Annotated in this window: 28 protein-coding genes, 1 tRNA gene and 1 pseudogene; 11 read left to right on the forward strand and 19 right to left on the reverse strand. The window is 72.8% G+C overall.

Translation table 11 applies throughout. The features are described 5' to 3' along the window. The first annotated feature begins 92 nt into the window (after positions 1–92). A complete protein-coding gene (locus BN2279_RS22220) occupies positions 93–635 on the forward strand; it encodes a GNAT family N-acetyltransferase (protein ID WP_059012297.1) in 543 nt (180 codons plus the stop codon). Here the strand turns inward: BN2279_RS22220 and BN2279_RS22225 are convergent. The 4 genes from BN2279_RS22225 to BN2279_RS22240 form a co-directional block, all read right to left on the reverse strand. Further along, a complete protein-coding gene (locus BN2279_RS22225; protein WP_159037312.1) occupies positions 632–1,015 on the reverse strand; it encodes a hypothetical protein in 384 nt (127 codons plus the stop codon). The genes BN2279_RS22220 and BN2279_RS22225 overlap by 4 nt on opposite strands. Positions 1,016–1,097: 82 nt before the next feature. Beyond that, positions 1,098–1,640, reverse strand: a complete 543-nt coding sequence (locus BN2279_RS22230; protein ID WP_059012305.1) for a DinB family protein — start codon at positions 1,638–1,640, stop codon at positions 1,098–1,100. A gap of 61 nt (positions 1,641–1,701) precedes the next feature. Next, the gene (locus BN2279_RS22235) at positions 1,702–2,163 is read right to left on the reverse strand and encodes a MarR family winged helix-turn-helix transcriptional regulator (protein WP_059012312.1); all 462 of its coding nucleotides are present in this window, start codon (positions 2,161–2,163) and stop codon (positions 1,702–1,704) included. Positions 2,164–2,197: 34 nt separating this feature from the next. Continuing rightward, entirely contained in the window at positions 2,198–3,412 is a 1,215-nt protein-coding gene (locus BN2279_RS22240; protein WP_059012317.1) for a M6 family metalloprotease domain-containing protein, read from the reverse strand. A gap of 330 nt (positions 3,413–3,742) precedes the next feature. Here BN2279_RS22240 and BN2279_RS22245 point away from each other — a divergent pair, with 330 nt between their 5' ends. Further along, complete coding sequence (locus tag BN2279_RS22245) at positions 3,743–5,497, forward strand: putative bifunctional diguanylate cyclase/phosphodiesterase (protein WP_267887140.1); 1,755 nt, start codon at positions 3,743–3,745, stop codon at positions 5,495–5,497. A gap of 65 nt (positions 5,498–5,562) precedes the next feature. Further along, on the forward strand, positions 5,563–5,973 hold the full coding sequence (locus BN2279_RS22250; RefSeq protein ID WP_059012319.1) for a hypothetical protein: 411 nt from the start codon (positions 5,563–5,565) through the stop codon (positions 5,971–5,973). 33 nt (positions 5,974–6,006) lie between these two features. Here the strand turns inward: BN2279_RS22250 and BN2279_RS22255 are convergent. Beyond that, positions 6,007–6,777, reverse strand: a pseudogene (locus BN2279_RS22255) (maleate cis-trans isomerase family protein); the annotation flags it as partial. 234 nt (positions 6,778–7,011) lie between these two features. On the opposite strand from BN2279_RS22255, the gene BN2279_RS22260 reads away from it, so the two are divergent. Further along, positions 7,012–7,770, forward strand: a complete 759-nt coding sequence (locus tag BN2279_RS22260) for an IclR family transcriptional regulator (RefSeq protein WP_059012328.1) — start codon at positions 7,012–7,014, stop codon at positions 7,768–7,770. A gap of 1 nt (position 7,771) precedes the next feature. Here BN2279_RS22260 and BN2279_RS22265 read toward each other — a convergent pair whose 3' ends face one another. Both BN2279_RS22265 and BN2279_RS22270 read right to left on the reverse strand, forming a co-directional pair. After that, complete coding sequence (locus BN2279_RS22265; protein ID WP_059012332.1) at positions 7,772–8,080, reverse strand: antibiotic biosynthesis monooxygenase family protein; 309 nt, start codon at positions 8,078–8,080, stop codon at positions 7,772–7,774. Positions 8,081–8,475: 395 nt separating this feature from the next. Continuing rightward, the gene (locus BN2279_RS22270) at positions 8,476–9,018 is read right to left on the reverse strand and encodes an ATP-binding protein (RefSeq protein WP_059012335.1); all 543 of its coding nucleotides are present in this window, start codon (positions 9,016–9,018) and stop codon (positions 8,476–8,478) included. A 216-nt stretch (positions 9,019–9,234) separates the two neighbouring features. On the opposite strand from BN2279_RS22270, the gene BN2279_RS22275 reads away from it, so the two are divergent. After that, positions 9,235–10,602, forward strand: a complete 1,368-nt coding sequence (locus BN2279_RS22275; RefSeq protein WP_059012340.1) for an NsdA family TPR-like regulatory protein — start codon at positions 9,235–9,237, stop codon at positions 10,600–10,602. 6 nt (positions 10,603–10,608) lie between these two features. Here the strand turns inward: BN2279_RS22275 and BN2279_RS22280 are convergent, their stop codons facing one another. The 5 genes from BN2279_RS22280 to BN2279_RS22300 form a co-directional block, all read right to left on the reverse strand. Next, on the reverse strand, positions 10,609–11,526 hold the full coding sequence (locus BN2279_RS22280; RefSeq protein ID WP_059012343.1) for a phosphotransferase enzyme family protein: 918 nt from the start codon (positions 11,524–11,526) through the stop codon (positions 10,609–10,611). 162 nt (positions 11,527–11,688) lie between these two features. After that, positions 11,689–12,255 carry a L,D-transpeptidase gene (locus BN2279_RS22285; RefSeq protein WP_059012347.1) on the reverse strand — a complete coding sequence of 189 codons (567 nt, stop codon included), beginning with the start codon at positions 12,253–12,255 and terminating at the stop codon, positions 11,689–11,691. Positions 12,256–12,328: 73 nt separating this feature from the next. Further along, positions 12,329–12,757 carry an OsmC family protein gene (locus BN2279_RS22290; RefSeq protein ID WP_059012352.1) on the reverse strand — a complete coding sequence of 143 codons (429 nt, stop codon included), beginning with the start codon at positions 12,755–12,757 and terminating at the stop codon, positions 12,329–12,331. A 91-nt stretch (positions 12,758–12,848) separates the two neighbouring features. Beyond that, positions 12,849–12,936, reverse strand: a tRNA-Leu gene (locus tag BN2279_RS22295). Positions 12,937–12,974: 38 nt separating this feature from the next. After that, positions 12,975–14,456 carry a DUF445 domain-containing protein gene (locus BN2279_RS22300; protein ID WP_234348039.1) on the reverse strand — a complete coding sequence of 494 codons (1,482 nt, stop codon included), beginning with the start codon at positions 14,454–14,456 and terminating at the stop codon, positions 12,975–12,977. Between BN2279_RS22300 and BN2279_RS22305 the strand changes: the two genes are divergently transcribed. Further along, positions 14,342–15,676 carry an SGNH/GDSL hydrolase family protein gene (locus BN2279_RS22305; protein WP_059012681.1) on the forward strand — a complete coding sequence of 445 codons (1,335 nt, stop codon included), beginning with the start codon at positions 14,342–14,344 and terminating at the stop codon, positions 15,674–15,676. The genes BN2279_RS22300 and BN2279_RS22305 overlap by 115 nt on opposite strands. Positions 15,677–15,835: 159 nt before the next feature. Continuing rightward, positions 15,836–18,232 (forward strand): transglycosylase domain-containing protein, encoded by a 2,397-nt coding sequence (locus BN2279_RS22310; protein ID WP_059012359.1) that lies wholly within the window; start codon positions 15,836–15,838, stop codon positions 18,230–18,232. Between the two features lie 25 nt (positions 18,233–18,257). On the opposite strand, the gene BN2279_RS22315 is transcribed toward BN2279_RS22310, so the two are convergent. Together BN2279_RS22315 and BN2279_RS22320 are read right to left on the reverse strand one after the other, a co-directional pair. After that, entirely contained in the window at positions 18,258–18,560 is a 303-nt protein-coding gene (locus BN2279_RS22315; RefSeq protein WP_059012683.1) for a GroES family chaperonin, read from the reverse strand. Positions 18,561–18,632: 72 nt separating this feature from the next. Then, on the reverse strand, positions 18,633–18,962 hold the full coding sequence (locus BN2279_RS22320; protein WP_234348040.1) for a DUF3618 domain-containing protein: 330 nt from the start codon (positions 18,960–18,962) through the stop codon (positions 18,633–18,635). A gap of 143 nt (positions 18,963–19,105) precedes the next feature. Between BN2279_RS22320 and bcp the strand changes: the two genes are divergently transcribed. The 4 genes from bcp (at position 19,106) to BN2279_RS22340 (ending at position 21,807) form a co-directional block, all read left to right on the forward strand. Next, positions 19,106–19,573: a thioredoxin-dependent thiol peroxidase gene (gene bcp, locus BN2279_RS22325; RefSeq protein WP_059012366.1), complete on the forward strand. Its 468-nt coding sequence runs from the start codon at positions 19,106–19,108 to the stop codon at positions 19,571–19,573. Between the two features lie 40 nt (positions 19,574–19,613). Beyond that, positions 19,614–20,393 carry an HAD-IIA family hydrolase gene (locus BN2279_RS22330; RefSeq protein WP_059012685.1) on the forward strand — a complete coding sequence of 260 codons (780 nt, stop codon included), beginning with the start codon at positions 19,614–19,616 and terminating at the stop codon, positions 20,391–20,393. Positions 20,394–20,497: 104 nt separating this feature from the next. Further along, positions 20,498–21,133, forward strand: a complete 636-nt coding sequence (locus BN2279_RS22335) for a hypothetical protein (RefSeq protein ID WP_059012370.1) — start codon at positions 20,498–20,500, stop codon at positions 21,131–21,133. Further along, positions 21,133–21,807: a class F sortase gene (locus tag BN2279_RS22340; protein ID WP_059012373.1), complete on the forward strand. Its 675-nt coding sequence runs from the start codon at positions 21,133–21,135 to the stop codon at positions 21,805–21,807. Before BN2279_RS22335 ends, BN2279_RS22340 begins: the two co-directional genes overlap by 1 nt. Here BN2279_RS22340 and rdgB read toward each other — a convergent pair. From rdgB to rodA, 5 genes are all read right to left on the reverse strand, one after another. Next, positions 21,785–22,414 carry an RdgB/HAM1 family non-canonical purine NTP pyrophosphatase gene (gene rdgB, locus BN2279_RS22345; RefSeq protein WP_059012377.1) on the reverse strand — a complete coding sequence of 210 codons (630 nt, stop codon included), beginning with the start codon at positions 22,412–22,414 and terminating at the stop codon, positions 21,785–21,787. The genes BN2279_RS22340 and rdgB overlap by 23 nt on opposite strands. A gap of 46 nt (positions 22,415–22,460) precedes the next feature. Further along, on the reverse strand, positions 22,461–22,832 hold the full coding sequence (locus BN2279_RS22350) for a hypothetical protein (RefSeq protein ID WP_159037313.1): 372 nt from the start codon (positions 22,830–22,832) through the stop codon (positions 22,461–22,463). A gap of 58 nt (positions 22,833–22,890) precedes the next feature. Then, complete coding sequence (rph, locus tag BN2279_RS22355; RefSeq protein ID WP_059012386.1) at positions 22,891–23,619, reverse strand: ribonuclease PH; 729 nt, start codon at positions 23,617–23,619, stop codon at positions 22,891–22,893. A 61-nt stretch (positions 23,620–23,680) separates the two neighbouring features. Beyond that, positions 23,681–24,436, reverse strand: a complete 756-nt coding sequence (locus tag BN2279_RS22360) for an MBL fold metallo-hydrolase (RefSeq protein ID WP_059012390.1) — start codon at positions 24,434–24,436, stop codon at positions 23,681–23,683. 137 nt (positions 24,437–24,573) lie between these two features. After that, positions 24,574–25,764, reverse strand: a complete 1,191-nt coding sequence (rodA, locus tag BN2279_RS22365; RefSeq protein ID WP_059012687.1) for a rod shape-determining protein RodA — start codon at positions 25,762–25,764, stop codon at positions 24,574–24,576. Positions 25,765–25,781: the final 17 nt, after the last annotated feature.

The following is a 25,781-nucleotide window of genomic DNA, read 5'->3' on the forward strand; positions in this document are numbered from 1 at the left end:
AGCCCCACCGGGCGGAAGCCGGGTGGGGCTCCTTCTTGTGGTGTCTGTGGCGTCCGCCGGGGAGGAAGGGCGCCGGGGCGGAAGGGGCGACCATGCGCATCGAGTACCGCCGGGCGGAGCCGTCCGAGGTGCCGGCCCTGGCGGCGCTGGACGACTCCTTCACCACGGACACGGTCCACGAGATCACCGTCACCCCCGAGTCGTTCGCCCTCCGCCCGGTCCGGGTCGATCCGCCGCTGACAAAGACGTTCCCGCCCGACCCGGCCGACCTGGCCGGCGGCGACGAGGCGCCGGAGTACATCGACGCCGCCTGGCACGACGGAACGCCCTGCGGCGTCCTCATGGCCTCGGTCGAGGAGTGGAACAGCCGGCTGGTGATCCAGCGGATCACGGTCGCTCCCGCGTTCCGGGGCCGCGGCGTCGGCACGGCCCTGATGAGCCGCGCCTGCGCCCACGGCCGGGCCGCCGGCGCCCGCACGGCCTGGCTGGAGACCTCGAACGTCAACGCCCCGGCGGTGCGGGCGTACCGCAGGATGGGGTTCGCGCTGTGCGGCCTGGACACGACGCTCTACCGGGGCACCCCGAGCGAGGGCGAGACGGCCCTGTTCCTGAGCAGGCCCCTCGACATCCCCTAACCGGCGCTCTCCGGCTCCTCCCCCGACCCGGACCCGGACTCGGCCCCGGACTCCGACTCGGGCTCCTCGGCTTCCTCCGGGTCCTCCTCCTCCGGCACCTCCACGAAGACGCTCTTCCCGAGCCGGGTGACCCGCTCCTCCCCGGGCTGGACCACCATGTCCACGGCCCCCGAGCAGTTCACGGACTCGTGGACGACGACCGGGTGGTCCGTCTCGTTGCGCACCCGCATCGGCGAGGTCCCGGCGTCGGTGTAGCACCCGGCGGGCTCCCGGTGCTCCACGCCGTTGACGACCAACCGCCCCTGCGCGCCGTACGCCGTCCCCGCCACCACGGCGAGCACGCCGACCCCGGCCCCGAGCGCCGTGACCACAGATCGCATCAGGATGCCTCCCCTTCAACCGACAGAACGCGTAACCGACCGAACGGGCACCCACGTTATGCGATCGGACGACCCCGCTCGGTCACTCCCGCGCGGTCGTCCCGGCGGACGCCGCCCGCAGCAGCCGGAGTTGACCGATCTCGGCGGCGTTCTTCATCAACTCCACGTTCACCCAGCCGATCATGTGCGCGACGGTGTACTCCGGGTCGCCCTGCCACGGGAACGGCGCGACGGCGTCCAGGGCGGCGTCCGGGAGCCCGTCCAGCGCCGCGCGCCAGTCCCCGTGGAGCGCGCGCAGCCGGGCGACGGCGGCGGCGCCGTCGCCCGGCCACCCGATGTCCTCCCGCGCGCGCGGCGTCCGGCCCCGCACGTGGTCCAGCGCCGTGCTCCACCACCAGTCGATGTGCCAGCTCAGCCAGCCGATCGTGGGAACCGGCACCGGCTCGGGCTCGGTGTCCGCCCAGTCCGGCACCCAGGTGCCGCCGGGCCCCGGCCGCACCGTCCAGCACAGCGGCGCGGGCTCCCACAGGAAGTCCGCGTCCGCCAGCCGCACGAGGTGATAGTCGAAGAGCGCCCAGGTCAGGTCGAACTGCCGGCGCAGCAGGTCACGTCGGGAACGGTCCACCGGCCGACCCTGTCACGGCGCCGCGCCACCCGGGAAACGGTTATCCGCGCCCCGGCGGCCGTCAGTGGTGCCAGGCGTCGCCGTTCACGTTCCGGATCATGCGCTGGAGCACCTTCAGCGTCGCCACGTACTCCTCGTCCGACACGTTCCGGTGAATCTCCTCCAGGGCCCGCCGGACCGGCCCGGTGGCGGCGTCACGGAGGGCGACGCCCTCCGGGGTGACGCGGTAGCGCCCGCCGTCCGGCGCGATCAGGCCGGCGGCCTCCAGGGCGTCGATCTCCTCGTACAGGGCCTCGCCGACGTCCAGGTAGCCGTGGAGCGTGTCGTACAACTCCTGCCTCGTGCGCCCCTCCGTCGCGTCGCACACCTGGTTCAGGACCCACCAGCGGGGCTGGGTGAGGCCGAACCCGGCCAGCGCCGCGCGGATGTGGGTGACGGCCGCCTTGTGGGCCGCCCAGGCCCAGTAACCGATGGGCTGGCGGACGAGGTCGGCGTCACTGTGGGAGTACGTGTACGTGTCCATGCGGCAGACGGTAAGAGCTCAACAGCGCTTGAGGTCAAGACCGGACGACCTTGATGTCCCAGCCGCCCGTCACTGTCCGTTCCCCCACCTCGATCCGGACCCCGGCGTCCGCGTCGTAGTAGCTCTCGCCCGTCTCCAGCGGCGCGTCGGCCAGGCTCGGGTTGACGGAGGCCGCGTGGCAGGCGCTGGTGTCGGGGTGGCCGTCGAGGACCTCGATCGGGCCCTCGGCCGACGGGACGTCGCTGCGCACCCGGTACAGCAGCACCCCCCGGGTGCAGGTCGTGGCGTCGTTGCCGACCGGGGTGCGGGCCTCCGCGACCAAGGCCTCCTCCGGCCCGGTGCGGATCACGGCCAGGCGGGTGTCCGACGCGGGATTCTCCTTGTCCAGGGGGGCGCCCAGGGGCTGGAGCGTGTGGTGCGTGGTGCCCGGGGAGCGCACGCAGTCCACGTGCCCCGGCCTGAGCCAGCCGAGCTTCCACTTGTGCCAGCCGAAGAGTTCGGGAGCGAGCCCGAACTGGCTTCCCATGAGGTCCCAGTCCCCCACATGTGTGTCCCAGTCGCCGAATCCCTTTTCGGGCCTGTTGTAGAGGTCGGGCAGATCGAAGACATGCCCGGTCTCGTGCGCGAGGACGTTCCGGTCGGGGTCCCGGCGTTCGAAAACGGTGACGATGCGTCGGATCTCGTCGTTCCCGACCCGGATGGGCTCGTCGAAATTGACGACCTTGGTCGCGTCGGAGTCCACACCCGGCGCGTCGGGATCGGCCACCAGATAAACGACGTCGTATCCGCCGAGATCCACCCGTTGCGAGACGACCTTCAGCGCGTCCCGCACATAGGCCGAACGCAGTGCGGAGTCCCAGTCGCGCCGTATGCCGTAGTCGCGGGAGTCCCGGGGCATCCGGAGCCACTCGGACACCACGTGGGCGCGGAGATCGAGCCTGCCGTAGGAGGCGGCGCGGAAGTATTCGGCGGTCGCGGGGAAGTAGTCGGCGGCGATGCGCTGCGGCGTCAGCTCGGGTTCGGCGTCGGGAAAGGTCAGGAAGAGCATGACGGCCCGCAGTTCACCGACCGGGCGCGGGTACTCCTCGTTCCACGTGTCCACGCCCTCGGAGTGGTGGATCGCGGAACGCGGCAGGCTGCACGGCTCGTCCGCGATCGCCTCGTCGCCGGGGCCCGCGGTCAGGGTGCTGCCGAGCAGGGCGGCCAGGGCGGTGAGCACGGCCGCGGGCCGGCGGTGGACACGACGCACATCGACCTCCGATCGGCCTTACGGGAACGCCGATCACCACTCTGTTCGCAATTGCCGGAATACGGCCTGTTTCAGTAGGCCGCATGGGTCACGGGCAATACGATTACCCTGCGTATTCTTCAGTCGTGAACGGTCGGTAGGGCTCAGGCCCCGAGCAGAAACGATCAGCTTGTCGAAAATTTGTCGGAAGCACACATTTCAGGTTCCGAGACAGGCCCAACGGGCACTGGCTCAGCCCGTGTCACTGCCTCTATGATCGCCACATTTCCAGCGCGGATACGCCAAGCGGGCAGCCAGGGGAGCGCCCGACAGCACCATCGGGAGCGATCGGTGAACGGACCCCACAACGGACCGGGGCAAGACCCCGGAAGCGCCCTCCATGCGACTCCATCACCTTTTACGGAGAGTGAACTTCTCGCCGACTATCGAGCCGCCTTCCAAATCGCCCAGCTCCCCATGGCGCTGGTCGGCAGATCAGGCCAGATCCTGATCGCCAATCCGGCCTTCGGCCTGCTCCTGGGCATCCCGCCCGAGCGGCTGGCCGGCGTCCGCGCGGACGCCGTGACCGGACTCGGCCTCGACGGCCGCACCCGTGGCTCGTACCACGCCGTGCTGCGCGGCCACAGCGAGCGCATGCGCTGCACGCGCCGCCTCAAGCACGCCGACGGGCACACGCTCTGGGCCGAGGTGACCGTGCTGCCGACCCGCTGCGAGGACTCGGCGGCGCTGCTGACCGTCCTCGACATCAGCGAGCGCCGGGACCTCCAGGAGCGGCTGCGCCACATCCAGATGCACGATCCGGTCACCCGGCTGCCGAACCGCGCGCTGTTCTTCGAACGGCTCACCAGCGCGCTCGCGGACTCGGCCACCGGCCGGATCGGGCTGTGCTACCTCGACCTCGACGGCTTCAAGGCCATCAACGACACGCTCGGCCACCGGGTCGGCGACTCCCTGCTGTGCGCCGCCGCCCAGCGCCTGGCCCACTGCGCGACCGGCGCGGGCGGGCATCTCGTCGCGCGGCTCGGCGGCGACGAGTTCGCCGTGCTGGTGGAGGGCTCGACGGGCACCGAGCAGCTCACCCGCCTCGCGGAGAAGATGCTCAACGCCCTCCAGCGGCCGTTCGACCTGTGCGGCCAGCGGCTCGCCGTGTCGGCCAGCATCGGCGTGGTGGAGCGGGAGTGCGCGAGCACGACGGCCACCGGGCTGATGCAGGCCGCCGACACGACGCTGTACTGGGCGAAGGCGGACGGCAGGGCCCGGTGGACGCTGTTCGACCCGGAGCGGAACGCGCACCGCATGACCCGGCAGTCGCTGTCCGCGACGCTGCGCCGGGGCGTGGAGCGCGGCGAGTTCACGTTGGAGTACCAGCCGATCGTGGGGCTCGCGGACGACATCGTGCGCGGGGCGGCGGCGCTGGCGCGCTGGCGCCACCCGCAGTTCGGCACGCTCGGCCCGGATCGTTTCATCGGACTGGCGGAGGAGAACGGCGCGATCGTGCCGCTCGGCCGCTGGGCGCTGGCGGAGGCGTGCCGCCAGGCGCGCCGCTGGCAGCTCGAACACCCGGGGCCGCCGCTGTTCGTCAGCGTGAACGTGGCGGTGCGTCAGGTCTGGGACTCGGATCTGGTGAGCGACGTGGCCGGCGCGCTGCGCGACTCCGGGCTGCCGTCCGGGCTGCTGCAACTGGAGCTGACCGAGTCGGCGGTGATGGGCTCGGCGGGGCGGCCGTTGCAGGCGCTCCAGGCCCTGTCGGACATGGGCGTGCGCATCGCCATCGACGACTTCGGCACCGGGTACTCGAACCTCGCCTATCTCAGCCGGCTCCCGGTGCGGGCGCTGAAGCTCGACGGCACGTTCGTCCGCGGTTTCCGCACCGCCCGTCACCTCAACCCGGCGGACGAGACGATCGTCACATCGCTGGTCCAGCTCGCGCACAAGCTCGGACTGACCGTCACGGCGGAGTGCGTGGAAGGCCCGGCCCAGGCCGAGCGGCTGCGGCGGATCGGCTGCGACACGGGCCAGGGGTGGCACTACGCCCGGCCGATGCCCGCCGACCACATGGCCGCGCTGCTCGCGGGGCGGACCTGACGCGGCGGCGGATATGCGCCACGGCACTCGACGCGCGGACACGTCTGCCGGAATACTGCCGGGGCATGGCGATCTCGGCTGAGAACATCACCCTCGACCGATTCGAACGGCTGCTCGCCGACGAGTCGGTTCCCCTGGTGCACCGCGCCCTGTGGCTGCTGCTGTGGGAGAGCGACATGCGGGTCCTCGACCTGCTGGCGCTCGACGTGGCGGACGTGGACCGGGCGGGAGTCGGGGGCGAGCGCGCCACCGCGCTGCTGACCCGTCTGATAGGCGACCGCACGACCGGTCCCCTGCTCGCGAACGGGCCACGGGTGCTGACATGGGACCAGGCGGTCCGTACGGCGCGGAGTCTCGGCCACGCGGTGCACGCCTTCCGCACCAGCGGCCGGCGCCACCGCCACGCGACGGACGCCCCGGCACCGGCCCCGGCTGACCTGCCGGCCGACCTGCCGGCGGACCTTCCGGCCGGCTGAGGCCCGGCGCCCGCCTCACCGTTCGTCGTCGGCCGCCATCGAGGCGGGCCCCGCGGGCCGGGCGGCGGGATCGAGCAGCGCCTGGTACGGGCCGACCGCCGCCCCCCCCATCTCCCGCAGCGCCGCCCACACGGTGACCTGGTTCGCGGAGATCACCGGCATCCGCAACTCGGCCTCCAACTGCGGGATCACGTCGTAGGTGGGGAGGTTGGGGCAACTGATGAACAGCGCCTCCGGCGGCGCCGCGGCCCGCGCGACCACGCCTCGCGCCATCGCCACCACCTCCCGGTACGGCACCCGCCACAGCCGCCCGGCCAGCCCGAGACGCCCGCGCCCGCAGACCGCCACGCCCGCCTCGCGCAGGAAGTCCTCCAGCGCGTCCGTCACCGGCCGGTCGTACGGCGTGATCACCGCGATCCGGCCGGCGCCCAGCTCCTCCAGCGCGGCCAGCAGCGCGCCCGACGTCGTCAGGGCCGGTACCTCACCGGCGCGCCGCATCGCGGCGGTCATGGCCCGCTCGCCGAGCACGCCACCGGCGAAGCTCCCGGACGGGCAGGCGTAGGCCACCACTTCGGGCCCGACGGCGCACAACGCCCGTACCCCTTCCCGCAACGCCTCCCGCTCGCGGGCCGACCGCGCCGCGTCCGGGCCCCCTTCGGCGGGCACGAACGGCGTGCGGGTCATGTGCAGGGATATCTCGCCGGGCACCCAGCGCCAGAGTTCACGATCGAGCGCGAAGTCGAACGGCGCGACGACTCCCACGCCGCGCTGCGGCGGCGGGCCGCCGAGAAAGGAGACATCCATGCCGGCTCCGATTGACGGGATCTCGCCGACGACCCAAACACCCAAGCGTTTCCGAATGGTTTCACCCCAATGTCCGGAACCCGCCCACCGGTTCGCGTCACCGCGCGACGCCGCGCGGAGGACATACATCACAGTCGGACCCGCGGGAGCGGCGGACCGCGGCCTCCCGTCGTCGCTACGCTGGGGGTTATCCGCTCCGTGAGAACTCCGTGACAACCCAGCCAGGAGGACGCCGTGGGGACCACGACCGGGCGGACCGCCCCGTTCCGCTCCGTGCGCCACGCTCTGCGTGTGCTGGAGGTCATCGCCGGACAACCGGACGGTCTGCGCGACGACGAGCTGGCACGCGCCCTCCCGCTCCCCCCGGGCCAACTCGCCCACCTGCTGCGGATGCTGCGCCGCGAGGGCTATCTACGGCAGCTCACCGACGGCGCCTGGGCGGCCGGGCACGCGCTGGTCCTGCTGGGCTCCGCCGCCGACCGGCTGCGGCACCGGCAGGAGCGGCTCCAGCAGGCGCTGGACGCGCTGCGCGACTCGCTCGACGCGGCCGTGTACCTGGCCCACTACGCCGACGGGGAGCTGGAGATCACCCACACCTCCGAGTCCGCGCGGACACCGGCGGTCAACGAATGGGGGGGCTTCCGGGCCGCCGCCCCCGCCACGGCCATCGGCAAGTGCCTGCTCAGCCAGCTCGATCACGACGGCCGCCGGGACCACCTGGCCCGCCACCGCGCCGCCCGCCTCACCTCGCGGACCATCACCGACCAACGCGTGCTGCTGAGCGCCCTGGACCGCCAGCCGGCCACCATGCCGGTCCTCGACCTCCAGGAGTACGCGGTCGGCACGCTGTGCGCGGCGGTCCCGCTCACGGCGGGCTCCCCGGCCGGCTGCCTGGCGCTGTCCCTGCCCCTCGACCAGGCGCACCGCCTGCGGCTGGCGGCCGAGACTCTCAACCGTCAGGCGGCGCCGACCCTGTTGTCGCTCGTGCTGTGACTCAGCCCTCCCGGGGCCCCGCCTGCTGAATGACCTCGAACGACCACAGCGTCGACCCCGACGCCGCCGGCCGGTCACCGCCACCGTGCCCCTGCCGCATGGTCCCGTTCAGCCAGACCTGGAAGTCCTCCTCACTGCGCCACCGGGTGTACACCAGATAGGTGTCGGTCCCCTCGACCGGCCGCAGCAACTCGAACCACTCGAACCCGTCCTGCCCCTCGACAACCCCGGCCCGCCCGGCGAACCGCTTCTCCAGCACCTCCCGCTGCTCGGCGGGAACGGTCAGCACGTTGATCTTCACGACACTCATCGGGCACCTCTCAGGAACCGACGGCCGGGCCCAGCACCCGGCCTTGACCACGTGTGAGCAGTCTCCTACATCCGCCGGAGCAAGCGCCGGGAGGACGGCGCGGCAGCACGCCCGGTCGCGGTGTCGAACTGGCGGTGTCCGGGGGGCGTGTGCGGTGTGGCGCCCCCCGGTGCCGACCTGCCCGCCGCGAGTGACGCCCCCGAGGGGTCCCCTGTTCGGGGCTTCGTCTCATGAGGGTGACCTCCCGGAGGAAGGCCCGAAAACTCCCTGCCGGGAGGCCACCCACCGTGCCGGAGTCTCCCTGTTCCCCGGCCGGTACCGGAACCGCCGCTCACCCAGAGGCAGAGGATGGGTGGACAGCCAGCGGCAGGTTCCGGGGCTTCAGCGGACAGACGTCAGGTGTCGCCCCCGCTCAGGTCGAAGCGGCAGCAGACGCTCTTCCCTCCCCCGGCACGGGGCGACCACCAGACGGCGTCCGCGAGGGTGCGCACGAGGAGAAGGCCGCGCCCGTGATCCAGCAACGCGTCGTCACCGCCCGTTTCCGTGCTCCCGCAGGTGAGCGGTTCCCCCACAGGGAGCACCGGCGGAGTCGAGTCCTCGTCGGTGACCTCTACGAACAGGTGTCGGGGCCACGCCCGGAACGAGACGACGACCTGCGGTCGGCCGCCGGACGCCGACACGCTTCGGTCGGGCATCGCGTGGTGGACGGCGTTGCCGACCAGTTCCGAGACGCACAGCGCCAGGTCGTCGGCGGAGACGGGAAGGCGCCAGCACCGGGTGATCTCGTGCGCGGTCCGACGTGCCACACGCCCGGTGTCCCCGGCGTCCGCCGGAAGCACGAGCGAGCGGAAGTGAGGGGCGGTGGCCGGCGGCGTCGGCTCAAGGGGCGTCGGCCGCCCGATCCGCGGCCGCCGCTCCCGCACCTCTCCGTTGCCCATCGCACCGTCCCCTCTCTCAGCGGCTGAGGCGGTGTTCCGCCGTCATGCAGGAACCAGTGAAGAGCCAGGAGACGCCAACCGGGAGTGTCCACCGAGGGGTTCACACGCTCACGGGGGGTCCGTACGCCCGCGCGGGGGGTTCACGCGTGGACCCCCGTGTCGCCGACCCGTGACAGGATGAATCCCTTGTGTCATCCCGCCATCAGCAGGGGGATCATGACCGGAGAACCCAACCACCGACTCGCGTCGCTCATGGCCGAAGCCGCCATGTCCAACAAGGGGTTGGCCAAGCGGGTGCAAGCGGTCGCACGGCGGCACAGCGCGTCCGTGGGCACCACCCACGTCGCCGTCCAACGCTGGCTGAACGGCGGCGGCATCCAGCCTCGAACCGCCATCTTCCTGGCCGAGGCGCTGAGCGAGAAGCTGCGGCGCCGCATCACCCCCGCCGATCTCGGTTTTCCGGCGGTGCCGTCTCCCGCTCCGAGTGCCGGTGCCGCGTACGCCAGTTCCGTACCCGAAGCACTTGGCGTCCTCGACGGCCTGACCAAGGTGGACCCCGAGGACGCCGGTGACGATCTCCTGCCCGAAGGAGAGGTCGACACCGCCGTGCTCTCCTGGCTCATCTCACGCCCGGACGGCCTCACTTCCGAGCAATCGACCGGGCGTCGCGTCGGCATGCGGGACGTCACCGCCGTGCGCACGGCCGCGGAGATGTTCATGTACCTGGACTTCAGGTTCGGTGGCGGACACGGACACCGCGCCCTGCGGCACTACTTCCGTGAGGAAGTCCTGCCGCTGCTCAAGGCCGACTACAGCCGGAGAGTCGGTACAGCCCTCTTCGGAGCGGCGGCGGAAATCTCACAGCTTCTCGGGTGGACGGCGTACGACACCGGCAACCACTCCCTCGCGGACCGGTACTTGACAGGAACGCTGCGCCTGACACAGGTCATCGACGACCGCATGATGGGCGCCCGCGTCCTCGCGAACATGAGTCACCAGGCCAACTACCTCAGCCAGGGCCGGCGCGCCGTCCGGCTGGCCCGCGCGTCCGTGGAAGGCGGTCGTCAGCGCTCCACGCCGCGCGCCATGGCGCTGTTCGCCGCGCATGAGGCCCGCGCGCTGGCCACCACGGGCGACCTCGCCGGAGCCGGGCGTGCGATGAACGAGGCCGAACGGTACTTCGCGCAGGCCGACACGGGCGAAGATCCGGACTGGCTCGCGTACATGGACGAGGCCGAGCTGGCCGGGGAGTTCTGCCACTGCTTCCGCGACCTGAAACGGGGCCGGGACGCCGTCCGCTTCGCGGAACGCGCTGTCGCGCTGACCGACCCGAAGTACGCGCGGACGCTGGGTTTCTGCCGACTCGTGCTTGCACAGAGCCACTTGCTCAACGGTGAACTCGAAACGGCGCTGAGCGTCGCACTCCTCGCGATCGAGGCCGGTGACGCGCTCCAGTCGTCCCGGTTCCAGCGCTACGTCACCGACTTCCGGCGCGACGTGTCCGTGCACGCGGGCAATCCGGCGGTGCGGGACTTCAACGAGCGTGTGCGACGGGCCCTGGCGGAGATCAACGACGACGAATGAGCCGGCTCAGCTCGGGTGCCAGTCGCGAGGCGCGTCGTCGTCCCGGAGCGAGGACATCCGCCGGGCGTACTCCTCCGCGACGGCCGGGCTCTCACCGACGTTCTGCATGAGCCAGGTCGTCATCCGGAACTCCTGGATCGCCCGCAAGGTCGGGAAGCCCTCCCAGTCGCGGAGGTCGCGGCCGTACGCCCCCACGAAGGCCCCGTACTGCTCGGGCGACTGCCAGCCGAGACTGTGGTGTTCGGTGGCGGTGACCATCAGATCCCACTCGGGATGGTCGAAGGCGAAGCTCTCGAAGTCGATCAGGATCACCTGTCCCGACCGGTCCACCATGAGATTCTGGACGTGCGCGTCCCCGTGCACCGGCCCCTTGGCCGACTCGAAGCGCAACTCGGCCAGCCGGTCCCGCAGTTCCCGGCCGCGCTTTCGCAGGAACTCCCGGTCGTCGTCGGATATCCCGTTCACCCGCTCGATGCGCAGGTCGGTCCGGCCGAAGGCCGGGTACGGCGACAGCCTCAATCGCTCCGGCACGGTCAACGCGTGCAACTCCCGGACGACGCCGCCCAGCTCGCCGTAGGTCGCCTTGCGGTCGGCCTCCCGGATCAGATGCCAGAAGGTCACCGGACGGCCTTCCACGACGAGTGGCTGTTCCAGGTCCTCCACCACCCGCGCGGCCGGAAAGTCCTCCCGCGCCAGCCAGCGGGAGACGCCGACCTCGGTCCGCACCGACGCCAGATAGTCCGCCGAACGCGCCACCCGCACGATCACCGGATGTGCGGCCAGCCGGTACAGCGCGTTCTCGCCCAGCCGGATCAGCTCGGCCCCGTCGCTGACGAGCCCTGCCGATCGGCACGCCGCCGCCATCACACGCCCGGCGACCACCGACGTGAACCCCTCGCCCTCCGGCGCACCGGCCGACGACATGCCGAACCAACTCCTCGCGTCGCTCTGCGTCCGCCACCACAGGGCGCGGGGCGCCCCTGTGCACGACGGTACCGATCGACGCGAGACGACCGCTGACGACCGCTGACGACCGCTGACGAATACAGGCGGAAGGGCGGAGCGAGGGCGGGGCGGGGCGGGGAGTTACTCGACCACTCGGACGACCGTGCCGGTTCCGGCGAAATTCCAGATCGCGTCGCCGTCCGCCGTGGTGGAGCGTATGCCGCCGGTCTCGACTCCGGGGGCGGGGTCCGGTGACGCGCCGTCCACCGCGTTGGAGAACGCGACGGAGAGGCCGGCCACCACCGTGAAGTAGACGATGTTCTCGATCGGCACCCCGTCGCTGCCGGTGCTCTCCGCGCGGCGGAAGGAGACCGTGTACGTGCCCACGTCCGGGGTCACCGAGCCCGGCCAGACCGGGAAGGTGCGGGTGACCGTCTCGTCGGACTCGACCAGCCACACCCGGCTCTGGGACAGCGAGTAGACGACCCGGCGGCCGTCGCCCGAGTCCTCCGGTACCGGCACCGCCTCGGGCGAGGGGTCCGCGGTGGCCGTCTCACCGACCGTGGGGGTCGCGGTGGGCGCGCCGGGCGTGGCGCTCGCCGGGTAGCCGTCGTCCCGGGCCTGGACGGCCATGGCGGCGACGACCACCAGTGCCCCCGCGGTGAGGAGGACGATCCAAGTCGCCGTGGGGACCTGACGGTTGCGCATGCCAGCAGTGTAGGCAGGCAGCGGTGACCGGCGATCCCCGCGCCCGCGGAGACCGCCGGTCACCGGACGGCCGCTAGTCCAGCAGCTCGGCCTCCAGGGAGATCGGAGCGCCGGCCAGGGCCTTGCTGACGGGGCAGTTCTCCTTGGCGGCCTGGGCGGCCTTCTGGAAGTCCTCGGCGGAGATCCCCGGCACGCGCGCCTTGACGTTCAGCACGATGCCGGTGATGCCCTCGCCGGGCTGGAACGTGACGCTGGCCTGCGTCTGCACCGTCTGGGGAGGGGTGCCGGCGCCGGCGAGGCCGTGCGAGAGGGCCATCGAGAAGCACGACGAGTGCGCGGCGGCGATCAGCTCCTCGGGGCTGGTGCGCCCGTTGGCCTCCTCGGCGCGCGACGGCCAGGTGACGTCGAACTTCCCGACGCCGGAGGAATCCAGGGACACGGTCCCGGCGCCCTCCATGAGGGAGCCTTCCCAGTTCGTGGTCGCGATGCGGGTGGTTGCCATGGTCGATCCTCCTGGAGGAACCGGAACAGCAGGTCACGTACGAGTCACGTACGAGGGACACGCTATCGCCGTCCACCCACGCGCCACGGCATGGTGCGGCCGGAGGGACTCGAACCCTCACGCGCGCGAGGCGCACTGGGACCTAAACCCAGCATGACTGCCAATTCCATCACGGCCGCAGGCCGTTCCCATGCTAGCGCGCAGGTCATCCGGTGTGTCACCCGCCCACGGCGCGGGTGGCGGCGTAGATCAGCAGACCGGCCAGCGAGCCGATGACCGTGCCGTTCACGCGGATGAACTGGAGGTCGCGGCCGATGTTCAGCTCGATCTTGCGGGACGTCGTGCGGGCGTCCCAGGAGGCGACGGTGTCCGTGATCAGCGAGGTGATCTCGGTGCGGTAGCCGGTGACGACGTGGACCGCGGCGTCCGTCGCCCAGCCGTCCAGCTTGGCGCGCAGGCGCTCGTCGGAGGCGAGGCGGTTGCCCAGGGTCAGGATCGCTTCGCGCGCCCGGCGGCGCAGCGGGCTGTGCTCGTCGTCGGCGGCGTCGAGGACCATGGCGCGGAGGTTGGCCCAGGTGGAGGCGATCAGCTCCTGCACCTCGGCCCGTGCCAGGAAGTCCGACTTCAGGCGCTCGACCCTGGCGCGGGTGGCCGGGTCGTCCTGCAACTGGCCGGCGAAGTCCGTCAGGAAACGGTCCAGGGCGCCGCGCGCCGGGTGGTGGGGGGCGTCCCGCATCTCCGTGACGAAGCGCAGCAGTTCGCGGTGGACGCGGTCGCCGACCTTGCGGTCCACGAAGCGCGGGGTCCAGCCGGGCGCGCCGCCCTGGACGGCGGACAGGACGGCCTCCCGGTGCTTCACCAGCCAGTCGTGGCTCCGTTCGCACACCAGGTCGACGAGCCGGCGGTGGCCGTCGTCCGCGACCGTCCGTTCCAGCAGCCTGCCGAGGACCGGGGAGAGTTCCTGGGCGTCGACGCGCCGGGTGATGGTCTCGGCGATCACGGCCTGCACGTCGGCGTCGCGCAGCACGGTCAGGCCGCCGCGCAGCGCCGTCGCCAGTTCGGCGGTGAGCCGGTCGGCGTTGGCGGGCCGGCGGAGCCAGTCGCCCGCGCGGCGGGCGAGGGCGACGGCGGCCAGCTTGTCGCGGACGACCTGCTCGGACAGGAAGTTGTCGCCGACGAAGTCGCCGAGCGACTGGCCGAGCTGGTCCTTCTTGGTGGGGATGATGGCGGTGTGCGGGATGGGCAGGCCGAGGGGGCGGCGGAAGAGGGCGGTCACCGCGAACCAGTCCGCGAGCGCGCCGACCATGCCGGCCTCGGCGGCGGCGGCCACGTACCCCGCCCAGGCCCCGGCGCCGCGGTGCTCGGCCAGGGTGGCGAGGCCGTAGACGACCGCGACGGCGAGCAGCAGGGAGGTGGCCACGGTCTTCATGCGCCGCAGCCCGCGCACTTTGGCGGCGTCGGCCTCCGTCAAGGCGATTCGGTCGATCACCCTTGCATTGTCCCGTTGACGCGGCCCGCGTGCGGACTGAGCCGACCGGGTGAGCCCCGTTGACCCGATCGTGGGATCATGGGGCGGTGGGAGTGGTGAACGCGCGGCGGGTCTTCGCCCTGCTCGCGGGAGTGACGGCCGTCCTGCTGGGCCTGGTCGTCGCGGTGGGGACGGGGCGGGACGGGCGGCAGGATCTGGCCGCGTCGGCACCCGTGCCCACGGGTGCCCAGGAGACTCCTGGGATCGAGGAGGAGCCCGTGGTACCCGCCGCGGCCGAGGAATGGGTGGGCGCCTGGTCCGCCGCGCCGGCCGGTTCGGAGCCGGGCACCCGAGACGGCCTGCCCGACCAGACGATCCGGAACGTGGTGCGCGCCTCCGTCGGCGGCAGCAGCACACGTGTCGAGCTGTCGAACCGCTACGGCACCCGGCCCGTCACGTTCACGCACGTCACCGTCGCCCTGGCGGAGTCCGGCGGCCCGGCGGCGCGGCCGGGCAGCATGCGCGACGTGACGTTCGGCGAGTTCACCTCCGTGACGATCCCGGCCGGCGGCTCCGTGGTCAGCGACCCGGTGGACCTGCCGGTGACCGCCGGTGCCGACCTGCTGGTCACCGTGTACGCACCGGACCCGTCCGGCCCGGTCACCTACCACCACATCGCCCTCGAACCCGTCTACGTCGCGCGCGGCGACGTGGCGGACGCGACCAGCGGCACCGGGTTCAAGCAGGACGGCGAGTCCTGGCGCTACGTGACCGGCGTGCACGTCCTCAGCCAGGACACGGACGGCGCGGTGGTCGTGCTCGGCGACCCGCTCACCGACGGCCTCGACTCCCCGCCGGGCGCCAACCGCCGCTGGACGGACATCCTGGCCCGCCGCCTGCGCCAGACCCCGGACGCCCCGGCCCTGGCCGTGCTCAACCAGGGGATCAGCGGCAACCGGCTGCTGAGCGACGCCCTGCCCGGCCACGAGTCCCGGGGCGTCAGCGGGCTGCGCCGCCTCCCCACCGACGTGCTGGCCCAGCCCGGGGTGCGCACGGTCGTCATCCAGCTCGGCGTCAACGACATCGTCGGCCAGCCGCGCCAGACGGACCCCGACGCGATCGTGGCCGGGCTGCGGACGCTGGCGGAGCAGGCGCGCGCCGAGGGGCTGCACGTCGTGGGCGCGACGCTCGCGCCGTTCGGCGGCCACAGCGCGTACAGCGAGGAGCTGGAACGGATCCGGCAGCAGGTGAACGCCGCGATCCGGGCCGGTGGCGTCTTCGACGCGGTGGCCGACTTCGACGCGGCGCTGCGCGACCCCGCGGTCCCGCAGCGGATGCTGCCGCTCTACGACTCCGGCGACGGCCTGCACCCCAACGACGCCGGTTACGAGGCGATGGCCAGGGCCGTCGACCTCGGCGCCCTGCTCGGCGGCGCCGAGCGCACCCTGTAGCGGGCCGGACACCTCGTACGGGTGAGCCCCGGCCGCCGTCCGGGGGACGGTCGCCCGGCGGGCGGTGTGGCGGCGGGCCGGGCTTCGTTGGGCACGGCGCCAGGGTGCTTCCAGGGAGCACCGACACGTACCGCGAGTGACGGAGCCGTGACGCGGGCCATGAGCGACGACAGCGAGCGAACCAGCGGCGGCGGGCCCGGCGGCCGGTGGGCCGCGTGGCCGCCCGAGTCCGCCGGGCGGCGGCCGGCGCGGACCGGGACCCGGCACCGCCGCCGCCGCACCGGCCTGTGGCGGCTGCTGCCCACCTGGCGCATGGTGCTCGGCGGGACGCTGCTGGGCCTGCTCCTGCTGTTCGCCGCGCTGATCACGGGCTACCTCCTGGTCGAGATCCCCGAGCCCAAGTCGGCCGCCGCCGCCCAGAACAACGTGTATCTGTACGCCGACGGCTCCCAGTTGGCCCGCGTCGGCGAGGTCAACCGCGAGAACGTCCCGCTGGCCGAGGTTCCCGCCCGCGTCCGGCACGCCGTCCTGGCCGCCGAGGACCGCGGCTTCTACCACGACCCGGCCGTGGACCTCCCCGCCATGGTCCGCGCCGGGTGGAACATGCTGCGCGGCGGCGAGCGGCAGTCCGGCTCCACCATCACGCAGCAGTACGTCAAGAACTACTACCTCGACCAGCGCCAGACCCTGACCCGCAAGGCGAAGGAGCTGTTCATCGCGGTGAAGCTGGGCCGCGAGGTCAGCAAGGACGACATCCTGGAGGGCTACCTCAACACCAGCTACTTCGGCCGCAACGCCTACGGCATCCAGTCCGCCGCCCAGGCGTACTACGGCAAGGACGCCGCCGAACTCACCACCGCCGAGGGCGCGTACCTGGCGGCGCTGCTCAACTCGCCGAACGCCTTCGACGTCCGCGTCAACCCGGAGAACACCGGACTCGCCGTCGCCCGCTGGGAGTACGTGCTGGACGGCATGGTCTCCGAAGGCTGGCTGGGCGAACGGGAGCGGGCCGCGATGACGTTCCCCCGCCCCCGGGAGGTCACGCCGTCCTCGTCGCTGTCCGGCGAGCGCGGGTACCTGGTGGAGGCGGTCAAGCGGTACCTGGAGGAGCGCGGCATCGTCGACGGACAGCGCCTGGCCGCCGGGGGGTTCCGCATCACGACGACCATCGAGCCGGACCGGCAGCGGGCCCTGACCGAGGCGGTGGACGAGCAGTTGGAGAGCGCGCTGAGCGAGGACCGGGAGGCCGACACGTGGGTCCGCGCGGGGGCCACGTCCGTGGAGACGGACACCGGGCGGGTGGTCGCGATGTACGGCGGCCGGGACTACACGCGCCAGTACGTCAACAACGCGACCCGCCGCGACTATCAGGCGGCCTCCACGTTTAAGCCGTTCGTCTACGCCGCCGCGCTGGAGCACGGCGCGCGGACCCGTGACGGCGAACGGATCGGCCCGGACACCGCGTACGACGGCGACAGCGGCCGGGAGGTGACCGGCCCGGACGGCGAGGGCACCGGCTGGTCGCCGGAGAACGAGGGCGACACGGACCACGGCGAGGTGACCGTCGGCGCGGCGATGGACAAGTCCGTCAACGCGGTGTTCGCGCAGATGGGCGCCGACGTCGGGACGGACCGGGTCAAGGAGACGGCGGTGGCGCTCGGCATCCCGGCGTCCACGCCCGGCCTGGACGCCGCCGAGGGCTCGATCTCGCTGGGCACGGCCACCCCGAGCACGCTGGACGTGGCCGAGGCGTACGCGACCCTCGCCGCGCACGGCGAGCACCGGCCCGTGGTGCTGGTGGAGCGGATCACCCTCGACGGCGAGGAGATCCCGCTGCCCGAGCCGGAGAGCGAACGGGCCGTCTCCCGGGAGGCGGCCGACGGCACGACCGCGATCCTGCGCGGTGTCGTCGCCGAGGGCACCGGGACGGCGGCCCGGTCGGCGGGCCGCCCGGCGGCCGGCAAGACCGGCACGGCGGAGCAGGACCGGGCGGCGTGGTTCGCCGGGTACACGCCCGAACTGGCGACCGTCGTCGCCGTGTTCGGGCAGGACCCGGAGACGGGCGAGCAGCGGGAGCTGTACGGGGCGGCCGGGCGGGAACGGAGCAGCGGCGGCGACTTCCCGGCGCGGATCTGGGGGCAGTACGCGGCGGCGGCGCTGGCCGGGGAGCCGGTCCGGGAGTTCGACCTCGCCGTGGCCGAGCCCGAGCCGGACATCTCCCCCGGCGACGGCCCGTCGGACGACACGGCCCGCAGGCCGGACCGGGAGGACCCGGCGGAGGAGACGGAACGCGGGGAGACGGCCGAGGAGGACGAGCGGGACGACGGGGACGAGCCGGGCCCCGCCCCGCAGTCCACGCCGGAGAGCGGGCCGACGCCACCGCCCGGGGAGTCGCCCGGCCCGGGTGACGCGCCGGGCGGCGGGGGCGGCCGGCCGGAGGCGGCCCTGCCGGGGGTGCCGCGGGCCGTCGCGCCGCTCGTCCCGAAACCGGGCGCGGCCCCGGGCCCTGGACCGACGCCGGGCCCCGCTCCGGCGGGCGGAGGTCCGGCCACCTGACGCCGGGGCGGGCCACCGCCGGGTGTTACAGGTACAGCCCGGTGGAGTCGTCGGTGTCCTGGAGGCGTTCGGCGGCGACGGCGTGGAGGTCCCGCTCCCGCATCAGCACGTACGACACGCCCCGCACCTCCACCTCGGCGCGGTCCTCGGGGTCGTAGAGCACCCGGTCACCCGGCTCGACCGTGCGGACGTTCTGCCCGACGGCCACCACCTCGGCCCAGTCGAGCCGGCGGCCGACACGGGCCGTCGCCGGGATGACGATGCCGCCCGACGAGCGGCGCTCGCCCTCGGCGGTGTCGGCCCGGACCAGCACCCGGTCGTGCAGCATCCGGATGGGCAGCTTGTCGTGGGTGGGGTGCGAACTCACGTGATGACCGTATCTCAGCGCGGTGGAGGCCAACTACCGGCGCCGGCGCCGGGACGACAGCAGCAGCGTCCCCGCCACCGCGACGACCAGCACGGCCACCGGGACCACCCGCTCCATCCTCGGCTCGCCCTCGGGCGAGACGAACTGGTCGCGCACACCGCTCACCGCGCGGTTGACCTTGACCACCGCGGTGCCCGCCGCCCGGTCCACGGCCGCGGCGGCGCGCGCCTTGGCGTCGCCCACGATCGTGCTCGGGTGGATCCTGACCCCGATCTCCTCCAGCGTGGCCGCGAGGTCCTTCTGCCGCTGGGCGATCCGCGCCTCGATCTCCGCTCGCGTCCTGGCTGTTCCCGCCACGCTCACGCCTCCATCGTCCGTACCACTGCACCGCTGTCCATCGGGGTTGCCGCACAGTCTGTCAGGTCGCTCGACCGCCTGCGCGCGGGCTCCCCCGATTAGGCTGGGTGGCGCACCGCACACCGAGCACGAGGAGCGATGAACACGCCATGAGCGAGCGTCTGCGGCCGGGCGACCCGGCCCCCGCCTTCACCCTGCCCGACGCCGACGGCAAGCCGGTGTCCCTGGCCGACCACGCGGGGCGCAAGGTCATCGTCTACTTCTACCCCGCGGCGCTCACCCCAGGCTGCACCAAGCAGGCGTGCGACTTCACGGACAACCTCGCGCTGCTCGCCGGCGCCGGGTACGACGTGATCGGTGTCTCCCCCGACTCTCCCGAGAAGCTGGGCAAGTTCCGCGCCAAGGAGGACCTGCGGGTCACCCTGGTCAGCGACCCCGACAAGGAGGTCCTGAAGGCGTACGGTGCGTTCGGGGAGAAGACCCTGTACGGCAAGACGGTCACCGGGGTGATCCGCTCGACGGTCGTCGTCGACGAGGACGGGAAGGTGGCGCGGGCGCTGTACAACGTCAAGGCCACCGGGCACGTCGCCAAGCTGATCAGAGACCTGGGCCTGTAGCCCGGGGACCCGGGGAGAACCGAGCAAGGAGACAGTGGACGTGGCAGAACGCAAGCCGATCGAGTCCTGGCTGACCGACATGGACGGCGTCCTCATCCACGAGGGCGTGCCGATCCCGGGAGCCGACCGCTTCCTGAAGCGGCTGCGGGCGTCGGGCAAGCCGTTCCTCGTCCTGACGAACAACTCGATCTACACCCGCCGCGACCTCCAGGCCCGGCTGACGCGGATGGGTCTCGACGTCCCGGCCGAGAACATCTGGACCTCGGCGCTGGCGACCGCGCAGTTCCTGGACATACAGCGCCCCGGCGGCACCGCCTACGTCATCGGCGAGGCGGGGCTGACGACGGCCCTGCACGACGTGGGGTATGTGCTGAGCGACGTGTCGCCGGACTACGTGGTGCTGGGCGAGACCCGGACGTACAGCTTCGAGGCGCTGACCAAGGCGATCCGGCTGATCAACGACGGGGCGCGGTTCATCGCGACCAACCCCGACCACACCGGCCCCTCCGCGGAGGGCGCGCTGCCCGCGACCGGTTCGGTGGCGGCGCTGATCACCAAGGCGACCGGCCGCGATCCGTACTTCGTGGGCAAGCCCAACCCGCTGATGATGCGGACCGGGCTCAACATGATCGGCGCGCACTCGGAGACCAGCGCGATGGTCGGGGACCGGATGGACACCGATGTGCTGGCCGGTCTGGAGGCGGGGATGGAGACGTTCCTGGTGCTGACCGGTCTGACGGGCCCGGAGGACGTCGAACGGTTCCCCTTCCGGCCCTCGGCCGTGGTGGACTCCATCGCGGATCTGATCGACAAGATCTGACCGTGTGACCGTTTCACCCCTTCTGGGCTAAACGGGGGCCGCAGCGGATGCGGCGGGCGGCGCGCCGGGGGGCCTTCGACGGGAGAGACCCGGAGGTTCCCGCCATGGCCGTCGCCCTGTCCCGTTCCCTCGCCCTCGCCCTGTGCGCCGGTGCCGTGACCCTGGCCACCGCCGCCGGGGCGGGCCCGGCGCTCGCCGAGGACGGTACGGCCGGGACCACGGCGGGGCCCACGCCCGGGGCCACGGAACCGGCGGACCCGGCGGGGGGGGTGGAGATCCAGGGGGAGCCCGCCGGGCCCCGGCCCGGTGACGACATCGAGCTGCGGGTGCCGGGCTGCTCCGGCGAGTCGGGCACCGCCAGGTCGGCCGGGTTCGTCGCCGAGGCGCGGCTGACGCGGCCCGCCGACGGCGGTACCGGCCTGTTCGGCGAGGCGCGGGTCAGCTCCACGGCCGCGCCGGGCGAGCACCCGATCGAGGTGGCCTGCGACGGTGAGGAGATCACGATCACCGGCCGGCTCGTCGTCGCCGGCGCCGACTCCGGGGTGCGGGAGCCGGGCGCGCCGACGGAGTACGCGTCACCGACCGCCCCGGTCCGCGCGGGCGGCGGCGGCACGGCGCCCGAGCCCGAGGGCGCGGCCAGGAGCATGAGCGGCGGCACCGCCGGACTCGCCCTGTTCTCCGGGGCGCTGGCCGGCGGCGCGGTGCTCGCCGTCTGGCGGCTGCACGCCCGGGAGACGTGATGACGGGCGTGCCGCGCGCCTCCGGGCCCGGCCGCCTGCTGTCCGTCGTCGTCTGGACCGTGCTGCTGCTGGCCCTGTGGCTGTGGGGCCGGGAGCTGACCGACGGCGGCCCGCCCGGCGGCGTGCCGGAGTCCGGCGCCCCGGTCGCCGGGCGCGCCGGGGAGGGCGCCGCCGCCCTGCCCGGGCCCGCGGAGCCGCTGGCCGGGGCGCCGGCGCCGCGCCTGGTGGAGATCGACGCCATCGGCGTCCGCGCCGACATCGTGGAGCGCGCCGTGGACGCCTCCGGCGGGGCGGAGCCGCCGCCGTTCGAGACCCCGGACGTCGTCGGCTGGGACGCGGGCGGGCCGGCGCCGGGGGCGGCGGGCGCGGCGGTGCTGGTCGGCCATGTGGACACCGCGACGGAACCGGCCGTCTTCCACGCCCTGGGCGACGTGCCGCCGGGCAGCGCGGTGCGCGTGACGCGGGCGGACGGCAGCGTCGCGGAGTTCACGGTGAGCGAGGTCGAGGTCGTGGAGCACGGCGCGTTCGACGCGGAGCACGTCTACGGGCCGCGCCGGGCGGGCGCCGCCGAGCTGCGGCTGATCACCTGCGGCGGCACGTTCGACCACGAGCGCCGGAGCTACTCCGCGAACGTCGTGGTCTCCGCCTACCTCACCCGATCGGCGGCGGCGTGAGCAGCTCGGCGACCAGCGGCGCCAGCGCGCGGAACGCCTGGCCCCGGTGGCTGATCGCGTTCTTCTCGTCCGGGGTCAGCTCGGCGCAGGTCCTGGTCTCGCCGTCCGGCTGGAGGATCGGGTCGTAGCCGAACCCGCCCTCGCCGGCGGGCGCGTACCGCAGGGTGCCGCGCAACTGCCCCTCGGCGACGCGCTCGGTGCCGTCGGGCAGCGCGAGCACGGCGGCGCACGCGAAGTGCGCGGCCCGGTACGGCTCGGGCACGTCGGCCAACTGGGCCAGCAGCAGCTCCAGGTTGGCCCGGTCGTCGCCGTGCTTCCCGGCCCAGCGGGCGGAGAAGATGCCGGGCGCGCCGCCGAGCACGTCCACGCAGAGCCCCGAGTCGTCCGCGACGGCCGGGAGTCCGGTGGCGCGCGCCAGGGCGTGGGCCTTGAGCAGGGCGTTCTCCGCGAAGGTGACGCCGGTCTCCCGGACGTCGGGGACCTCGGGGAACGCGTCGGCGCCGACCAGTTCCACACCGGCCACCGACTCGGCCAGGATGGCGCGGAGTTCGGTGACCTTGTGGGCGTTGCGGGTGGCGAGGACGAGACGCTGGGGTGTGCCGGTCATGCGGCCGATTATGGCAAGCGCCGGACACCGCCGCCGCGCGGCGCCGCTACTCCGAGCAGGCGTCGGTCAGTTGGCCCGTGGCGTCGAACAGCGGGGAGACATCGACCTCCGTGCCGTTCCGGAAGCCCGACTCAATGCTGTCCAGGGCCTGTTGGACGGAGTCCGCCGCCGCGTCCACGTCGGAGTCGTCCACGTCGCCGCGCACCTCGTCCACGTTGGCCGACAGCGAGTCGGCCGCCGCGTCGAACGCCGCCACGTCGCCGGTGGCGATGGCGTTCCCCAGGTCGTCGGCCGCGTTGGTCACCTCCAGCGCGAGCCGGGCGCAGTCCACCGCCCTCGCCAGGTCGCAACTCGCCGTCAGCCCCGCCGTCACCACCGTCAGCGCCGACACCAGGCCCACGGCCGCGGCAGATCTCACCGTTTTCATCGTTCCCTCCCCGGATGCCGTCATCGTGCCATTTCCGCGCCGTGATCGGCTAGCCCGCGGCCAGTGACGCCCGTTGCGCCTGGTCGAGCAGGGTGCAGCCGGTGACCGCCAGGTCGAGCAGGGCGTCCAGTTCGGCGCGGTCGAACGGGGTGCCCTCGGCGGTGCCCTGCACCTCGACGAAGCGGCCGTCGCCGGTGCGGACCACGTTCATGTCGGTCTCGGCGCGCACGTCCTCCTCGTAGGCGAGGTCGAGCATCGGCTCGCCGCCCACGATGCCGACGCTGACGGCGGAGACGGTGCCGGTCAGCGGCTGGGACTTGCTCCTGATCAGCTTGTGCCGCTGCCCCCAGGCGACGGCGTCGGCGAGGGCGACATAGGCGCCGGTGATGGCGGCGGTGCGGGTGCCACCGTCGGCCTGGAGGACGTCGCAGTCGAGGACCACGGTGTTCTCCCCCAGCGCCTTGAAGTCGATGACGGCGCGCAGCGAGCGGCCGATCAGGCGGGAGATCTCGTGCGTCCGGCCGCCGATCTTGCCGCGCACGGACTCACGGTCACCGCGCGTGTTGGTGGCGCGGGGCAGCATCGCGTACTCGCCGGTGACCCACCCCTCGCCGCTGCCGCGCCGCCAGCGCGGGACGCCCTCGGTCACGGTGGCGGTGCACAGCACCCGGGTGTCCCCGAAGGAGACGAGCACCGACCCCTCGGCGTGCTTGCTCCAGCCACGTTCGATCGTGACGGGTCGGAGCTGGTCGGCCGCGCGGCCGTCGATACGAGACATGAGGCCGAGCCTAGTCCGTCCCGGCCCGCCCTCCGCGGGGGCCGGGACCGGACGTCGGCCGTCACACCTCGTAGACCGCGCCCGGCCTGGCCAGTTCGACCGGGCCGCCGAAGACGGCCTTGGCGTCGCACAGGTTGACCTGGGCGTCGGTCCACGGCGGGATGTGGGTGAGCACGAGGCGCTCGGCTCCGGCGTCCCGGGCGTACTCACCCGCCTCCCGGCCGTTGATGTGGACCTCGGGCAGGTCTTCCTTGCCGTGCGTGAACGACGCCTCGCACAGGAACAGATCGACGCCGCGCGCCAGTTCGGGCAGGGCGTCGGAGATGCCGCTGTCGCCGGAGTAGGCGAACGACCGGCCCCCGTGCTCGATACGGAAGCCGAACGTCTCGACGGGATGGGTCACCCGCCGGGCCGTCACCGTGAGCGGACCGAGCCGGAAGGTGGCGCCGGAGGTGAGCGTGCGGAAGTCGAACACCTCGCTCATGGACTTGTCCGAGGGCGTGTCGGCGTACGCCGTCGTGAGCCGTCGTTCGGTGCCCTGAGGTCCGTAGACCGGGAGGGCGTCGCAACGGCCGCCCTCGTGGCGGTAGTAGCGGGCCACGAAGTACCCGCACATGTCGATGCAGTGGTCGGGGTGGAGATGGCTGAGCGCGATGGCGTCGATGTCGTACAGCCCGCAGTACTTCTGTAGCTCGCCGAGGGCGCCATTGCCCATATCCAGGAGCAGCCGGTAGCCCTCGGCCTCGATGAGATAGCTTGAGCAGGCCGAGTCCGCGGACGGGAAAGACCCCGAGCAGCCGACGACGGTGAGCTTCATTGAAGGGGGAACCTCCGTAGTGGGGTTCGAACGACTGTAAGTCGCGACGGGCCCCGCCGCCCCACGCGAGGGCCACGGTGTGGGCGGAATCACCAGCCCGGGGTACGGTGCCGTATGGCGAGGCTCACATCCTTGCGTCACAGGCGTGTTCGGGACCTCACACGGATCGCCTGGAGCAGTCCGACGGCGATCCAGATGGCGAACATCGAGGACCCTCCGTAGGACAGGAACGGCAGCGGCAGCCCGGTGACGGGCATGATCCCCAGGGCCATCCCCATGTTCTGGAAGCTCTGGAAAGCGATCCACGTCACAATGCCGACGGCGACGATCGTGCCGTACCGGTCGGGCGCGTGGACGGCGATCCGGCAGCCGCGCAGCAGCACGACGCCGAGCAGCACGATCACCAGGCCGGCTCCGGCGAAGCCCAGCTCCTCGCCGACGACGGTGAAGATGAAGTCGGTGTGCTGCTCGGGCACGAACTGACCCAGCGTCTGGCTGCCGTGGAAGAGGCCCTGCCCGGTGAGGCCGCCCGAACCGATCGCGATCCGGGCCTGGTTGGTGTTGTAGCCGACGCCGGCCGGGTCGAGGGCGGGGTTGGCGAAGGCGGCGAAACGGTTGATCTGGTACTCGTCGAGCAGCCCGAGCTGCCAGACGGCGAGCGCGCCCGCCAGGCCCAGGCCCAGCAGCCCGAGGATCCAGCCCCGGCCGGTGCCGGAGGCGAGCAGCGCGCCGACCGCGATGGCGGCGATCACCATCGTCTGGCCGACGTCGGGGCAGAGCAGGACCAGCACGGCGGGAACGGTGGCCAGGCCCAGCGCCTGGAGCACCGCGCGGCTGTCGGGGCGTGACCGGTGCTCGTTCTCCAGCGGCGCGGCCAGCAGGGTCGCCATGCCCAGCACCACGCCGACCTTGACCAGCTCGGAGGGCTGGAACGCGAAGCCGCCGCCGACCTGGATCCAGCTCCGCGAGCCGTTGACGGAGGAGCCGAGGGGGGTGAGGACCGCGATGGACAGCACCACGGACAGGCCGTACAGCACGGGCACGGCGGTGCGCAGGCGGATGTGGCCGAGCCAGACCATCCCGGCGGCCAGTCCGAGGCCGATGGAGACGTTCAGGAAGTGGCGCAGCAGGAAGTACTGGGGGTCGCCGTTGTTGAGGTCGGTGCGGGACCGGGTCGCGGAGTAGACCAGGAGGGTGCCGAGGAGGGAGAGGGTCACGGCGGCCCCGAGCAGCGGCCAGTCCAGGCGCCGGGCGAGGGAGTTCTTGGCGGTGATCCTGGTCCAGACGGTCTGCTCGCCGGCCACCTGCGGACGGGTGTAGCTGCGCACGGTCACGGCACGACTTT

It is taken from the genome of Streptomyces specialis (genome assembly GCF_001493375.1).
Lineage (GTDB): Bacteria > Actinomycetota > Actinomycetes > Streptomycetales > Streptomycetaceae > Streptomyces > Streptomyces specialis.